Source organism: Mesobacillus sp. S13, assembly GCF_020422885.1.
Classification (GTDB): Bacteria; Bacillota; Bacilli; order Bacillales; family Cytobacillaceae; genus Mesobacillus; species Mesobacillus selenatarsenatis_A.
This window is the reverse complement of record NZ_CP084622.1, coordinates 1,400,745-1,415,367: the sequence shown is the minus strand read 5'-3', so window position 1 is coordinate 1,415,367 and position 14,623 is coordinate 1,400,745. Positions and strand designations below refer to the sequence as shown.

The window sequence follows — 14,623 nt, the reverse complement described above, 5'->3', positions numbered from 1 at the left end:
TTGCATTGTGTTATAATGGTGACTTATAAGCCTTTATCAAGCAAAATCCAGCCTGTAACATATTGTAATATTTGCTTTTTTTCGAGGAGTTATACACAAAATTACTTTTACGAAATAACAATATAAGGGGGAATTAGAAAAATGCGTAATAGATTTGGGAAAATTTTTTTTGGTTTTTTCATTTCACAATTATTGGTTTTGATCCTTTCACTTGTCTATCAACAGAGTATCACCTTGCTCAGTTATGTAAATATCTCTTTTTACATTGCTAGCATCCTGCTTTTTACTTCCCTAATAGTCTTTACAGTTAACTCAGGTTTTTTCGACGCTATTTCTTATTCTTTCCGGACTGTATTTGCCGGAAAAGAAGAGAAAAAAAAGTCCTTTACTGAAATGACTCCATTATCAGAACTAGTCACCATCAACGCAAACCCCCTGTTTTTGGTGGGGTTGCTTGACTTTATCGTGATGCTTGCAACATTGTACGTTTATTATTTATAAAATTCTAATGGTACCTTGCTTATCCTTGAGGATTTGCTTATAATCATTGTTAATAAATCTAATCCAAAAAGAGCAATGATGAAGAGTAGTACATCTGTTCAAGGCTTTCAGAGAGTTTGTGGTTGGTGGGAACAAACAGCCTGGCAGATGGAATGGACTTTTGAGCTTCTGGTTCGAACACGATAGTAGATCCAGGCGTAATCCTGCGTTAAAGGAATCCATGCTGCATCGGCATGGGCAGAGTGACTCATTCGTGAGTAATTAGGGTGGCAACACGGACCATTCGTCCCTATATATTAGGGGCGAATGGTCTTTTTTGTGTTCTTTTTCGACTGTTTGTGGTAAATCTTATAGATTACAGACAGAAGAATAGACTATATATTCGTAGGAGGAATTTATCATGGAAACTATATTTTCAGGTATCCAGCCAAGCGGCACCATCACACTTGGCAATTACATCGGTGCAATGAAGCAATTCACAGAACTTCAGGAAGAATATAATTGTTATTTCTGTATCGTCGATCAACATGCAATTACCGTACCGCAGGACCGCTTGCAGCTTCGCAAGAATATTAAAAGCCTTGCAGCATTGTATATAGCATCAGGAATTGATCCTGAAAAAGTAACTTTATTCATTCAGTCGGAAGTGCCGGCACATGCTCAGGCAGGATGGATGATGCAGTGCGTTGCTTATATAGGCGAGCTTGAAAGGATGACGCAATTCAAGGATAAATCCACTGGGAAAGAAGCTGTCTCAGCCGGTCTTTTAACCTATCCCCCGCTTATGGCAGCAGATATCCTTCTATATAGTACGAATCTCGTACCAGTTGGCGAAGACCAGAAGCAGCATTTAGAGCTGACAAGAGATCTAGCTGAACGTTTCAATAAGAAATACAATGACATTTTTACGATTCCAGAGGTGCGCATCGCTAAGGTCGGAGCAAGAGTTATGTCCTTACAGGATCCACTGAAAAAAATGAGCAAGTCGGACACTAACAGCAAGGCTTTCATCTCCATGCTTGACGAACCGAAGCAAATCGAAAAGAAAATCAAAAGTGCAGTAACCGACTCCGAAGGCATTGTAAAATATGATAAAGAGAACAAGCCAGGCATTTCAAACCTCTTATCCATCTATTCTATCTTAACCGGTAAAGAAATTACGGAAATTGAAAAAGACTATGAGGGTAAAGGGTATGGAGATTTCAAAGGTGACCTTGCAAAGGTTGTTGTCGATGTCATCGAACCAATCCAGAAAAAATACTACGAGCTGATCGATTCTGTTGAACTGGATGAAATTCTTGATCGTGGCGCTGAAAAAGCAAACCACGTCGCGAACAAAATGCTTAAGAAAATGGAAAATGCGATGGGCCTTGGGCGTAAACGCAGATAATAATAAACGGAGCTGACAAAAGGTCAGCTCCGTTTTTAGTCAAGCAAATACAAATGTTTTGTCAATTTACTTTTGGGCCGTGCTCCATTTCCCAAAGTTTTTCGAAAAAGGCCTGTCCTTTGATGATGTTTTCGCAAAATTTCTCGTGCTTATCTGACCAGCCAAACTTAGTTTCTTCATATAACTGCTCCCATACATCTTCAAATGAGCGACGCTGAATTTCTTCATATAATTCAGGCTTCCATTCAGTGAACCAGTATCGGACTTCAGCTACATTTTTTGAAGAATTCAGCTGATCCATGGCCATGAACAATAATTGCTTTAACTGTCTTTCCTTCCGGGTCAATCCACTCATTAAATCGGGAGAAGGTGATAGGATATGGAAATCCTTTAATGCACTTTGATCATTGAACCCGTATTGAATCGTATCCTGATTTTCAATCATTTCGTACACCAGCTGCTCCTGACGAGGGATAAGCCGGCTTTTTCGGATGGGAATATTATAGCCGATCGTGTCAACAGCCAGGATTCCCGTTCCATCTGATACGACGAAGCAGTAATCAAGCTGAGTACGTTCATGATTCTTCCGCAAATAGGCCTTACGATAAATGTCATCCAGAAGCTGTTGAGGCAGCTCTGATAAATCATTCTCAATGTAATTAAATAACAAATGGTCAATTTTCAGAAGCGGCACCTGGTCAAGCAGCTCAACGCCATCGTCCTTCCGCCATTCGTGGAAATGGCAGACATTATAGCCATTCTCTTCCCCTTCAAACCAGTTTACCCAGACATCATGAAGATACAACATGATTATTAACCCCTCACTTCAAGAAACTGTTTGTCCATCAGTATGGGCAGCACTTAGTAAAAATATTCCTTAAAAGGAAGATCAATTTATATCGTCATTATGGGGCCAATAAATACTTAACCAAATGATCCCCATTCCTGCTGGCAGGAAATAGCACTCTACTCTCCGAGATATAAAGGAAAGATACTCATCCAACCCATGGCCTGCTGTCAGCATATTTAAATAGGCGATTGCGCTGATCCCACCAGAAACCGCCAAGCCAAATCCAATCGTCAAAACAAAAAGCCTAAAAATCATAAAATTTACTCGCTTTAAAACAACTATTCACATCACTCACATACCTCACCCCGGCCTGTCCATTTTTTATCATTTATATGAAGGAAGTTGGTTAGGAAGTACTTAAAAAGGACTTAAATTCATTCAGTAAAGGTTGAACAGATTGGTTTAGTTTATTGCTGGGGAGCAACTTAGGACATTATTGCCGGTCAGGCTTGCTATTTTGTTTGAACCTGGGGCTACTTCGGACATTTTCGGCCTTCCGGCTTGCTATTTTGTCTGAACCGGGGGCTACTTCGGACATTATCGGTCGTCCTGCTTGTGGTTTTGTCTGAACCTGGGGCTACTTCGGACATTTTCTGCCGTCCTGCTTGTGGTTTTGTCCGAACCTAGGGCTACTTCGGACTTTTTCAGCCGTCCTGCTTGTGGTTTTGTCCGAACCTGGGACTACTTCAGACATTTTCAGCCGTCCTGCTTGTGGTTTTGTCTGAACCGGGGGCTACTTCGGACATTTTCGGTCGTCCTGTTTGAGGTTTTGTCCGAACCTGGGGCTACTTCAGACATTTTCAGCCGTCCAGCTTGTGGTTTTGTCCGAACCCGGGGCTACTTGGGACATTTTCGGCCGTCCAGCTTGTGGTTTTGTCTGAACCTGGAGCTACTTCGGACATTTTCAGCCGTCCTGCTTGTGGTTTTGTCTGAACCGGGGGCTACTTTGGACATTTTCGATCGTCGAGTTTGTTGTTTTGTCAGAACATAGGGCTACTTTGGACATTTACCGGCCGTCGGGCTTGCTATTTTGTCTGAACCCGGGGCTACTTCGGACATTTTCAGGGCTCCTGCTTCTAATTTTGTCCGAAGTTAATCCCACTTAAGACATTTTGAGCGCTCATACCTGTCATTTTGTCCGAACAGGTGCACTCATATCGAAAAATAGGCAAAATAAAAAATCTACCTTTGTATGGTAGATTTTTTAACGGCGTGATCTTGGATTCAGTGCATCTTTTAGGCCTTCACCTACGAAGTTGATGGACAAAATCGTTAGTGTGATAGCAAGTGCTGGTGGAATCCAGATCCACGGCTTTCCTTGTAATACGTCTGGTTCATTTGCGAATGCAAGCATGTTACCCCATGATGGAATTTCAGATGGTACACCGAATCCCAAGAAGCTTAGTCCTGTTTCTGCGACAATCATGGAAGCGAACAAGATTGTTGCTTGTACGATGATTGTTGAAAGAACATTAGGCAGTAAATGCTTTGTGATGACTTTAAATGGTGAACATCCGATTGAGATTGCAGCAAGAATATATTCGTTCTCCTTCTCCGCCAAGATCTTGCTTCGGACAATCCTTGCTACCCCGCCCCAGCTCAGCAAGCTGATAACCATGATCAGGATGACAAGACCGTTAATTTTACCGTAGAAAATTGTAGCCAATACGATAACGAAAACCAGGAATGGGAAGTTCAGAACGAAATCAGTAAAACGCATGAGCATGCTGTCCACAATTCCTCCGAAGTATCCTGCGATTGATCCTACAATTGTTCCGAAAAAGATAACGAATAATGTACAGCTAATTCCGACTAAAAGGGATACCCTTCCGCCATACAATAATCTCGTGAAAACATCACGTCCGTTTTTGTCTGTACCAAGCCAGTGTTCAGCAGATGGTTTAAGTGACATTGAACCAATATTGATTTTCGTAATATCAATAGTAGTAATATATGGAGCCAGGAAAGAAACAACGGTTACGAAGATCAAAAAGATCAAGCTTGTCATCGCCAGTTTGTTTTTAATAAACTTTCTGCGAGCAATGGCCCAAGGAGACAAGCCTTTTTCCGGCTTCAGATTAATCTGTGTATTATTTGCTGTAGAAACTTCCATAGCCATCCTCCTTAATCAAGCCTGATCCTTGGATCTACGATTCCGTATAGAATATCAGCAATGAGATTTCCAAATAGTGTCAAGAATGAGAACATCATTGTCAGTGTCATCAGCACTGGATAGTCTCTCTGGCTGACAGAGTTCAAGAATAATTGACCGAGTCCAGGATAAGTGAAGATCGTTTCCGTAATGATTGCTCCACCGACCAGGTTGACAATGTCAAATCCAAGAAATGTTACTAGTGGGATAATTGAATTACGTAAAATATGCTGATTGTAAATCTTGCTTTCAGCTGTGCCTTTAGCACGGGCCGTTCTTACAAAATCCTTACGGCTGTTTTCTATAATGTCATTACGCAGGAACTGCGTATAGCTTGCGGTACTCAGTAATCCTAAAACCACAGCAGGCAGGAATACATGATGAAGCCTGCTTAACCAGTAGGCTGCTGTTCCTTCTGTAGTCGAGATATCAACCGATCCATTTGATGGGAACCATCCTAAATTGAATGAAAAGAAATAGATTGCAAACACACCAGCTACGAATGAAGGGAGTGCCAGGCCTATATAGTTGGCTGTACCGATGGCGTTATCGCCAAGCGTATATGGCTTCCTTCCGGCATAAATGCCCATTATTAATGCTAGTACATAGGTTATTAAAATACTGGTAAAACCTAGAAATATCGTATTTGGCAAACGCTCTGCGATTATTTCGCTTGCCGGGATTTTATAACGGGTTGATTTCCCGAAGTCTCCCTGCATGAAATTTGTGATCCATGTAAAATATTGAATGTGGACTGGGTCATTATACCCGAGCTTCTCGCGCATCTCTTCTATGTATGCCGGATCCGTATTGTTCGGATCGATCTCCCCACTGAGTGAGTCCCCTGGCATAAGTTTCGCCAGGGAAAACACTACAATAGAGATAAGGAAAAGCATAGGAATCATGCCGAGTATGCGTCGTAAACTGTATTTAAGCATATGCATTCTCCTTAACTGAATAGGTGGTACCTAATGATTATTGCTTGATCCACCATTCATGAGGTGAGTTAGAACCAGAAACGTCGTACTTAACGCCTTGAACGCGCTCAGCAACAGCCATAACTTCTTCTAGTTCAAGGATTGGAAGTGCAGGTACTTCTTCGTTGAAAATCTTCTGCCAGTCAGAATACAATTTTGCACGCTTTTCTGTGTCAGTTCCAACTACTTCAAGGTCAACAGCATCTTCAAGAAGCTTTTGAGCATCTTCATTTACCCAACGTGGGTAGTTCCATACTGATTCAATACCCCAAAGTGGTAGTGGATCCGGATCTGCGCCAGTTCCCCAACCGCCATAGAATACTTCTAGAGCTGGGTCATCTTTTTCAAGCTGATCATAGTAAAGGTTAACATCTGTCATTTGAAGCTCAGACTTCAAGCCAACTTCTTCCCAATACTGAGTCATAGCTTTTGCACGTGCTTCAAAAGTTGGGTTTCCAGTTGCATAGTGAGAGAACTTAACAGTGAACTTTTCTCCCTTTGGATCTTCACGGAATCCATCTCCGTCTTTATCAACATATCCAGCTTTATCAAGGATTTCTTTTGCTTTTTCTGGATTGTATTCATATTGGATCGGCATATCTTCGTTAGGTGCAGCAATCCAGTGTGAAGATGGGATAGGACGGTTAAGCGGCTTTCCTAATCCACTGAAGAACGCATCTACCCACTCTTCGCGGTTGATTGCGAAAAGCATAGCTTGGCGCAATTCTTTGCTTGCATACTTATCTTTGTCCATTACGTTTTTCTTGCCATCGTATTTACCAAGTTTGAAGCCGATGTAGTAGTAAGATAAGCCAGGGAATTTCACAACTTCAACGTTATCAAGTGCTTCGATTTCAGGAAGAACTGTTGGGTGGAATGGAGTCATGTCAAGAGTTCCATTCTTAAGTTCTCCAGTAGTAAGTGAAGAATCGATAACTTTAACAACGATCTTGTCTAAGTGCGGAGCACCTTTCCAGTAGTTTTCGTTTTTAACTAGTTCTACTGATTCACCAGGGATAACTTTTGCAACTTTGAATGGACCAGTTCCTACAGGCTTAGTGCGGACCTGCTCAGAAGCAGCCATATCCTTAGGATCGATTCCTTCAAATTCCTTGCGAGAAAGCGGGTAAGCCCAAACATTCTCAAGGTTGTTTACGCGAGCTTTATCAAAAGTGATTTTCAAAGTATAGTCATCAACAACTTCAAGACCAGCGATCTTGTCAGTCTTTCCTTCGTTGAAGTCCTTTGCACCTTCGATTGTGTTTACGTTAGACCAGCGTTGGTGTTCTCCACCAAGAGTAGCGATTGTTTCAAGAGCGAATACCCAGTCATTAACTGTCAATTCTTCGCCATTGTGCCATTTTACGCCTTTTTCAAAAGTGAAAGTGAAAACCTTGTTGTCATCAGTAGTCCAGCTAGCGATGTTTGGCTCAGCCTTAAGGTTCTCATCATAGTCGATCAATGCATCGTCGAAGAATGCGATGATGTCATCGTCTCCGTCAGCATCGTAGAAGTTCCAGTTCAAAAGGCCTTTGAACTCAGAGCTTAAAGCGTAAGTCAATGTACCGCCATCTTGCGGTCCTGTTTCTTCTGCTGCGTTGTCTTTGTCGTCCTCTTTTGGATCAGCTGTTGTCTTCTCTTTGTCTCCTCCGCTGCACGCAGCAAGGAATGTTGATAAAACCAGTACTAGCATAGCTAGCCAAAGCAATGGTTTCTTCATGGTTTTCCCCCCGTTTTTTTATTGTATTTTTTTGCAAAAATTATTGCCCTAGTAAAGGTGGCAAGCAACTCGGTGTCCTGGCTTCACCTCCTTTAAAGCTGGCTTCACTTGAGAACACTCTGCCATCGCAGCTGGGCAGCGCGGATGGAATGGGCACCCTGTTGGAGGATTCAATGGACTTGGCACATCTCCTTCGAGTACGATCCTTTCCTTCTTCCTGCGCGGATCCGGCATTGGAATGGCTGAAATCAAAGCCTGGGTATATGGGTGGAGCGGCTCAGCATACATGCTGTTGCGATCGGCAATTTCAACCATATTGCCGAGATACATTACGCCGATCCGGTCACTCATATGCTTAACGACACTAAGGTCATGAGCGATGAATAAGAAAGTTAAGTCAAATTCCTTCTGAAGCTCTTTCAATAGATTAAGAACCTGGGATTGGACGGATACGTCAAGGGCCGATACCGGCTCATCAGCTATGATCAGCTTAGGTCTCAACGCAAGCGCTCTGGCAATGCCAATCCTTTGTCTCTGTCCGCCCGAGAATTCATGGGCATATTTATAGTAAGCATCTTCAGGAAGACCAACTTTTGTTAATAAATCCATCACTTCATTTTTCAAGTCTTTCATACTAGCATTCTTGAAGTTCCGGATAGGTTCAGAGACAATGTCACCGACCATTTGCATCGGGTTAAGTGAGGCATAAGGATCCTGGAAGACCATCTGGATATCCTGGCGAATCGACTGAAGTGTCTTGCCTCTTAACTTAGTAATATCCTTGCCTTCAAAAATGATTTCCCCATCTGTCGCATTCAACAATCTGATGATTGTTCTACCAGTTGTTGATTTGCCGCAGCCTGATTCTCCTACGAGACCTAATGTTTCACCCTTTTTGATTTCGAATGAAATATCGTCGACAGCTTTGACATTCCCAACTGTGCGGCGGAAGAATCCGCCTTTGACAGGGTAATAGGTTTTCAGATTCTTAATTTCCAGCAAATTCTCTTTTTCTGTTAAAGTTGTATTGCTCATTATGCCTTAACCCCTTCTTTTGGCATACTTGCTTCATATAGAATGCACGCCACTTCATGTCCTTGCTCGACTTCTCCAAGCTGTGGAGTGATACTTGTACACTCTGGCATTGCTTTCGGACAACGGTTTGCGAAACGGCAGCCAGTTGCAGGCATATTTTTTAGCGACGGGACGATTCCCTTGATCGAGCTTAATTCTTCTTTATCCTCATCCATCTTAGGGATGGCACCCATCATCAATTCTGTGTAAGGATGCTTCGGGTTATAGAAAAGTGTGTCAACATCAGCACGTTCTACAATCCGGCCTGCATACATAACGATGACTTCATCGCACATCTCTGCAACAACGCCAAGATCATGCGTGATCATGATGACGGACATATCATTTACTTCCTGGATACTCTTAAGCAAGTCAAGAATCTGGGCTTGGACTGTTACATCCAATGCTGTTGTAGGCTCGTCCGCAATAAGAAGCTTCGGCTGGTTTGCAATTGCCATCGCAATCATGACCCTCTGTCTCATACCACCGGATAGCTGATGCGGATACTCATCTACGATTTTCTCAGGACGAGAAATGCCTACGCTTTTCAATAGCGCGATGCTTTTCTGCCTTGCTTCGGCTTTAGAGATTTTCGTGTGGTTAAACAATACTTCCTGCAGCTGGAATCCTATTGTAAAAACTGGATTCATCGATGTCATCGGCTCCTGGAAGATCATTGAAATGTCGCGGCCGCGGATTTTATTCATTTCCTTTTCGGATAGCTGTTCGAGATGAACTCCTTCGAAAACAATCTCGCCACCGCGAATCTTTCCAACTCCTTTTGGAAGGAGCTGCATGACCGATAAGCTCATAACTGATTTCCCGCACCCTGATTCGCCAACAACCCCGACAATCTGCCTTGGTTTGACAGCAAAGCTTACCTTGTCAACAGCGTTGTAAAATTCGCCATCGATATTAAATGCTGTCTCAAGATTCTTGACTTCCAGCAAAGGTGCTTCATTATGTATTGAATAATTGCTCATTAGGACACCTTCTCACATTTTAAATAATAAAATATTCTGCAAATTCGATATATTTTAATAAAATGTTATTACAGATTTATTACATTTGCAATACTTTTTTTTCAATTGGGAAATTTATAATTTTTCTAATAACACAAAAAAACCCGTGGTTACTGGGTTTTTTAATGTCTAAAAATTATTAAAATTTTAGTAAGTTTGTAAATTCAGACGAAGGAATCTTAAATGATGCTTTTTCAGTAAAATTTCTATGTTGTTTATATTGTTTTACTAATTCATAGCCAATCGCATAGCCTAGGAGCCTTGGCCTGCTTCCTAATCCAAACAGAATTTCATCATGTTCACGGTCTTTCCTTGTAATTGAAAGCTTGTTTTCAATATCTTTTTCCCAAAAATCAGCCAGTTTTTTTGTCGAATATCGCCTGCTCCAGTCCCCTGTGTAAGGTTCACCGCAATTTTCGGCAACAGTATGCTCAGCTAAGCCCTCTAAGATCATTGAATCGAGAAGAGTATATTCTTCAGGGTTTTTCTTTTGTGCCTTCATCCTGCATACATGGTGGTATTCATGTACAAACAATGCCTCCAGCTCTTTCTCATCATCGATCGGGGTCAGAAAGAGGAACATTTTATCTATGAAGGATAGACCAGATTTCCCTTTCCCTTCCCTCATTAACCTGGCATTCGATTGATCCATTGGAAAAATGAAAATCGGAATATCCGGTCCATTCCATTTTCGTTTGTATTTATTAAAAATCACCCCTATCCGATTCCAATATGCTTCCTTTTTCAGCTCCTCGAAAATTCTTTTGTTTTTGCGATCCGGCTTGTACATGCCAAAGTTCTTTAAATAAGAGTAGACTTTTTTTGGATCATCGGCTCCGTGAAAATGGTCAAGCAGTTTTTCACACATCTTCTTTGTATTGTCAAAATCAGATTCAAGCCATTTGTCTGTCCTTACAATCACATTGCTTTCCCTCCACTGACTTCCTTTTTTACACTCATTTTATGAAAATAGCAGCCAATGGTTCGGAAGCGACCTTCACACACAGAAATTTTCCCAACATAAGATAAAAGCCAGAGAGGTCCCTGGCTTTTCACTGATTGTATAGGTTTTCTATCATGCTCAAACTGAGACCAAATTTTATTCGTTAATCTTCGGGTCAAGAGCATCCCTCAGTCCATCCCCGACAAAGTTGAAACAAATGACAGTCAGCAGGATCATCAATCCCGGGGCCAGTGGATACCACCATGATTTCAAGAGAATCGTAAAATTCTGTGCATCCTGGAGCATATTTCCCCAGCTTGCGTGCGGCGGCTGTATTCCCAGTCCTAAATAGCTCAATCCTGATTCTGCCAGGATGACATAGCCTACTGCCAGTGTAGCGGATACGATGATTGGGCCCATCGCGTTTGGCAAGATATGAGAGAAAATAATCGTAGGCGTCTTCGTGCCAATCGTTTTGGATGCTAGGACAAATTCTCTCGACCTTAGTGAGAGGAATTCACCTCTGACAAGTCGTGCAGTAGTTGTCCATCCCAGGAGCGCGAAGATCAGAATCAGCTTATCAACTCCCGGCTTGAAGATCGTGACCAAAGTGATCAATAAGAAAATGGATGGAATCGATAGAATGATATCGACAAACCTCATAATTATCGCATCAACAATCCCGCCAACATAGCCCGCTACAGCTCCAAGGAAGGTGCCAATCGTAATGGAGCCCAGAACGGATGCGAATCCGACCAACAATGAAATTCTTGCTCCATATAAAAGCCTTGAAAATACATCCCTGCCAAACCTGTCCGTCCCAAGCCAATGCTCACTGTTCGGCGGCTGCAATTTTAAAAGCAGGTTCTGCTTGGAAGGTGAGTATGGGGCAATCACTGGCGCTAACAGAGCTGCAGTGATGATGATGATCAGGAAAATGCCGCCAAATACGGCAAGTTTATTTTTCACAAATTTCCTGACAATGATCCCAAGCATTGTGTCATGCGTGGTGTTGACACCATGCAATTCCAGGCTGCCAGATTGATTTCCGGCTAGATTTGTTTTTGCCATGTTTACCCCCCTTAATACTCGATCCTTGGATCAAATATTGCGTATAGGATGTCCGCGATCAAGTTTCCAATCACGACAAACACTGCCGAGATGACAGTCAATCCCATCAGTACCGGATAATCGCGCTGGAACGCAGAATCCACGAATAATAAGCCAATCCCTGGCCAAGTAAAGATTTTTTCAACAATAACGGCCCCACCAATGAAGGAAGGAATCATCAGACCAAAAATCGTGATGACTGGAATCAGTCCATTTCGAAGGCCATGCTTATAGATAACTTTGTTCTCCCTAAAGCCTTTTGCCCTCGCAGTCCTCATATAATCCTGCTTGATCACTTCCATCATGCTTGATCTTGTATACCTCGTGAGTCCTGCCATGTCTGCAGCAGCCAGAACGAATGCTGGCATGATCAAATGATGGATCCTGTCCCAGAGACTGAATGGGGCATTCAGGGTTGCCACCCCTCCTGTCGGGAACCAGTTATTCTGGACGGCAAAAACCATGATCAGGATCAAGCCCAGGAAGAAGTTTGGTGTTGCAACTCCGAGAAACGAAGTAACGGTTACTGTATAGTCAAGCTTTGAATAGGGTCTTGTAGCCGATATGACACCAAATGGAATCGAAATCAACAAGGCCAGCACTGTCGAAACAACCATCAATAAAATAGTATTCGGCATCCTGTTCATGATCATTTCGATTACTGGAACTCCTTTACGAATCAATGAAGTTCCAAAGTCCCCTTGCAGCATGGCTCCCAGCCATTTTAAATACTGGATATGGATTGGATCATTGAGACCGTACCTTTCCATGAACCGGGCCTTGTCCTCAGGGCTGATCGTCGGATCCATCATCAAGCTGGCAGGATCTCCGGGGGCCAGCTTCATGATGGCAAAAGATACGATGGTAATGCCCAGCAGCAAAGGAATGGCCATCAGGATTCGGCGAATGATATAAGATAGCATGGCAATTCTCCTTTAATAAATAAGAGATAATAAGAAAAGCGCATGCGCCTTGGTCAGTCCCGACAAGCGCTGGAGGGCCGACCGATGAAGTCGTACTTTGAATTCATTGGGCGGACCGAAGCGTCTCTAGGGGCTAGGCGCAGGAGCTGGACAATTCTCGAAGTGAAAAATTATCTTTCTCAAAACTGAAAATTTGAAAGGGAAGGGATTCTCCCTTCCCTCCCATTCTGATCCTATTGTTTCAGCCACCACTTGGAGATTTCAAAGAAGTCATCCTTCGCATGGAATACATAGCCTTCGAGATTAGCCGGCATGACCCTGTGGACATTTGGATAGTAAAGGAAAGTGTACGGCTGATCTTCTGCCAGCATCTTATAAATGTCGGCATATGCTGCTTTGTACTCATCCTGATCAAGAATCTGCTTCGCTTCTTCCATCAGCTTATCTGCCTCCGGATTGGAGTACCAAACGAAGTTCAAGCCTTCTTCCATCTGGCTTGAGTGGAAAATGTCATACTGATCCGGGAATGTAGACAAGCTCCATCCAAGGACAAGGGCGTCGTAATTCCAGTTTGGAGCCGAGATTTGCTCGATGAACGCGCTCCATTCAACGATCTCAGGCTTCGCTTCGATTCCGACTTCCTTCAATTGCTCCTGAAGGACGACAACAATATCTTCCCTTACTTTGTTACCCTGGTTTGTTTTTACCGTGAATGAGAATTTCTTGCCGTCCTTGTCTAGAATTCCGTCACCATCTGAATCCTTCCAGCCAGCTTCAGCCAGTAAAGATTTTGCCTTCTCGACGTCATATCCAAATATCGGAACATCGTCATTGTATGCAAACGATAATGGGCTTTCCGGAACATGCGCCACTTTTCCGTCACCGTTCATGACAGAACTGACGATTGCTTCCCTGTCAATAGCGTGAGTGATTGCCTGACGGACTTTCTTGTCTTTGAATAGTTCATTCTTTTGGTTGTATCCCAAATATGTGTACGAAAGTGCTAGACCTGATTCAACCTTTACACCAGGGAATGATTTGACCGTTTCAATATCAGTTCCAGGAACTCCTGCAGCAAAGTGGATATCGCCAGCTTGGATTTGGGCGATCATCGCATCCATGTCAGGAACAATTTTATATGTGAGCGTATCAAGATATGGACGACCTTTGAAGTAGTCATCAAACGCTTCTACTTTTACATATTCTCCGTCTTTCCATTCAACGAATTTGAATGGACCAGTTCCAATCGGACTCTTCGTATTGAATTCATGCTCCCCAAGCTCGGCAACTGGAACATCCTTTAGGATATGCTCAGGAAGGATATAGTAGCTTAATGAAACAGGATAGAAGGAAGCATCCTTCTTGCTCAGCTTGAACTCGACCGTATAATCATCAACTTTCGTTACAGATTCCATTGCTTCAAAGGCAGATCCGCGCTCGCCATTATAATCTGGATCTTTTGGAATGCTGAATGTGAATACCACGTCATCAGCAGTGAACTCTTCACCATCATGCCATTTGATACCCTTTTTCAATTTCGCCGTGAATGTCAGGCCATCCTCAGAAATATCAATTGACTCCGCCATGCTCATTGTCGGGTTGAACTCTGTATCAGATGATATAAGGCTGTCATAAATGAAGCCTTCAATATCAGAGCTGGATGTATCTGTTGAATAAAGCGGGTTGAAAACGGTAGGCGCACCAGTGGAACCAATGATCAAATCCCCGCCTTGCTGCGGACCTGAAGCCTGTTCTTCTTCTTTTTTGCCATCATCTCCAGGAGTTTCTTTTGGATCTTCAGCTTGATTTCCTGTACATGCTGTAAGGAAAATCGACAGAATCAGGGTAAGACTGATTAACAACCAGGAAGCTTTTCTTAATTTCACATTTTTTCCCCCTTAAATTTTTTACTAGTTTTCTAGACAAACAGAAAGGTGTTTCTATCTCCTCCCTTCAAATCC

Annotated in this window: 13 protein-coding genes and 1 other annotated feature; of the genes, 2 read left to right on the top strand and 11 right to left on the bottom strand. The window is 42.7% G+C overall.

What is annotated here, in order from left to right; genetic code table 11:
- Window positions 1–141: 141 nt before the first annotated feature.
- On the top strand, window positions 142–501 hold the full coding sequence (locus tag LGO15_RS07070) for a DUF3899 domain-containing protein (RefSeq protein ID WP_167833825.1): 360 nt from the start codon (window positions 142–144) through the stop codon (window positions 499–501).
- A 66-nt stretch (window positions 502–567) separates the two neighbouring features.
- Window positions 568–795 (top strand) — a binding site (T-box leader).
- A gap of 103 nt (window positions 796–898) precedes the next feature.
- On the top strand, window positions 899–1,891 hold the full coding sequence (gene trpS / locus LGO15_RS07065; RefSeq protein WP_226087841.1) for a tryptophan--tRNA ligase: 993 nt from the start codon (window positions 899–901) through the stop codon (window positions 1,889–1,891).
- A 61-nt stretch (window positions 1,892–1,952) separates the two neighbouring features.
- Here trpS and LGO15_RS07060 read toward each other — a convergent pair whose 3' ends face one another.
- From LGO15_RS07060 to LGO15_RS07010, 11 genes are all read right to left on the bottom strand, one after another.
- A complete protein-coding gene (locus LGO15_RS07060) occupies window positions 1,953–2,699 on the bottom strand; it encodes a YjbA family protein (RefSeq protein WP_167833826.1) in 747 nt (248 codons plus the stop codon).
- Window positions 2,700–2,780: 81 nt separating this feature from the next.
- Window positions 2,781–2,996 carry a YuzI family membrane protein gene (locus LGO15_RS07055; RefSeq protein ID WP_209438042.1) on the bottom strand — a complete coding sequence of 72 codons (216 nt, stop codon included), beginning with the start codon at window positions 2,994–2,996 and terminating at the stop codon, window positions 2,781–2,783.
- Window positions 2,997–3,945: 949 nt separating this feature from the next.
- A complete protein-coding gene (gene opp4C / locus LGO15_RS07050; RefSeq protein ID WP_167832193.1) occupies window positions 3,946–4,854 on the bottom strand; it encodes an oligopeptide ABC transporter permease in 909 nt (302 codons plus the stop codon).
- A gap of 11 nt (window positions 4,855–4,865) precedes the next feature.
- On the bottom strand, window positions 4,866–5,831 hold the full coding sequence (opp4B, locus tag LGO15_RS07045; protein ID WP_167832192.1) for an oligopeptide ABC transporter permease: 966 nt from the start codon (window positions 5,829–5,831) through the stop codon (window positions 4,866–4,868).
- A gap of 37 nt (window positions 5,832–5,868) precedes the next feature.
- Window positions 5,869–7,590 carry an oligopeptide ABC transporter substrate-binding protein gene (gene opp4A, locus LGO15_RS07040; RefSeq protein ID WP_167832191.1) on the bottom strand — a complete coding sequence of 574 codons (1,722 nt, stop codon included), beginning with the start codon at window positions 7,588–7,590 and terminating at the stop codon, window positions 5,869–5,871.
- A 48-nt stretch (window positions 7,591–7,638) separates the two neighbouring features.
- Complete coding sequence (locus tag LGO15_RS07035; RefSeq protein WP_167832190.1) at window positions 7,639–8,625, bottom strand: ABC transporter ATP-binding protein; 987 nt, start codon at window positions 8,623–8,625, stop codon at window positions 7,639–7,641.
- The gene (locus LGO15_RS07030) at window positions 8,625–9,647 is read right to left on the bottom strand and encodes an ABC transporter ATP-binding protein (RefSeq protein ID WP_167832189.1); all 1,023 of its coding nucleotides are present in this window, start codon (window positions 9,645–9,647) and stop codon (window positions 8,625–8,627) included. Before LGO15_RS07030 ends, LGO15_RS07035 begins: the two co-directional genes overlap by 1 nt.
- Before the next feature lie 178 nt (window positions 9,648–9,825).
- Complete coding sequence (locus tag LGO15_RS07025) at window positions 9,826–10,608, bottom strand: DUF2268 domain-containing putative Zn-dependent protease (RefSeq protein WP_226087177.1); 783 nt, start codon at window positions 10,606–10,608, stop codon at window positions 9,826–9,828.
- 177 nt (window positions 10,609–10,785) lie between these two features.
- Window positions 10,786–11,625 carry an oligopeptide ABC transporter permease gene (gene opp4C, locus LGO15_RS07020; RefSeq protein WP_226087840.1) on the bottom strand — a complete coding sequence of 280 codons (840 nt, stop codon included), beginning with the start codon at window positions 11,623–11,625 and terminating at the stop codon, window positions 10,786–10,788.
- Window positions 11,626–11,711: 86 nt separating this feature from the next.
- A complete protein-coding gene (locus tag LGO15_RS07015; RefSeq protein WP_167832187.1) occupies window positions 11,712–12,662 on the bottom strand; it encodes an ABC transporter permease in 951 nt (316 codons plus the stop codon).
- A gap of 233 nt (window positions 12,663–12,895) precedes the next feature.
- Entirely contained in the window at window positions 12,896–14,548 is a 1,653-nt protein-coding gene (locus LGO15_RS07010; RefSeq protein ID WP_167832185.1) for a peptide-binding protein, read from the bottom strand.
- Between the last annotated feature and the right edge of the window lie 75 nt (window positions 14,549–14,623).